The sequence below is a fragment of the Lentilactobacillus hilgardii DSM 20176 = ATCC 8290 genome, from assembly GCF_000159315.1.
Lineage (GTDB): Bacteria > Bacillota > Bacilli > Lactobacillales > Lactobacillaceae > Lentilactobacillus > Lentilactobacillus hilgardii.
This window is the reverse complement of the sequence record NZ_GG670020.1, coordinates 1-673: the sequence shown is the minus strand read 5'-3', so window position 1 is coordinate 673 and position 673 is coordinate 1. Positions and strand designations below refer to the sequence as shown.

2 protein-coding genes are annotated in these 673 nt (G+C 29.6%); both read right to left on the bottom strand.

Features of this window, described 5'->3' with window-relative positions:
• Window positions 1-431, bottom strand: a 431-nt coding sequence (locus tag HMPREF0519_RS12720) for a DNA cytosine methyltransferase (protein WP_003636968.1), incomplete at its 3' end; no start/stop codon positions are given.
• Window positions 431-673 (bottom strand): hypothetical protein (locus tag HMPREF0519_RS13975; RefSeq protein WP_003636966.1); only part of this gene is annotated, 243 nt, incomplete at its 5' end. The genes HMPREF0519_RS12720 and HMPREF0519_RS13975, both read right to left, overlap by 1 nt.

Below are 673 nucleotides of genomic sequence, written 5' to 3'. Positions count from 1 at the left end.
TCTAAAAAATAACCACATCGTTTTAGGGCAACAAGCATTTCTTTAAATTTATTAAAATGAACAATTTGCGGAACATTTTCCATCATAATAAATTCAGGAGATATAATCTTAACTACTCTTAAATATTCTTGAATTAACATATTTCTGCTGTCTTTGTAGTTAGATCGTTTATTATTTCGATTCATTTGTGTGAATCCCTGACATGGGGGACAACCAGCAACTAAATTTACATTTTCCATTTGCTTAAATGTTGTGTCTGTTACCTTTTGAATATCTGAATTAATTATTTTAACATTCGGATGATTTGTAGCATAAATATTTGATATTTTTCTATCCAGTTCAATTGCATATTCCACATTTATTTCGCTTTGCTCTAAACCCTCGGTTAAGCCTCCACATCCTGAAAAAAGATCAATTGCGTTTATTCTCATTAATTATCACCTTTATGCTTTTTTTCAAATAAGCTTAAGAAGTTCTCTAGAATTCCCTGAATTTTTCTTACGTTTTCTTTGTCTTGTTCATTACTGCTATTAATCAATTGCTGTGTTAGTTCTTTAAAGAATGCGTAATATTCACTGTTGTTAATTTTACTATCCCCAATTTTTTTACAGGCAATATCATGCAGTGTTCCCTTTTTGTCACTTTTGTTTAATTCGATTTGAATCTGATAAAG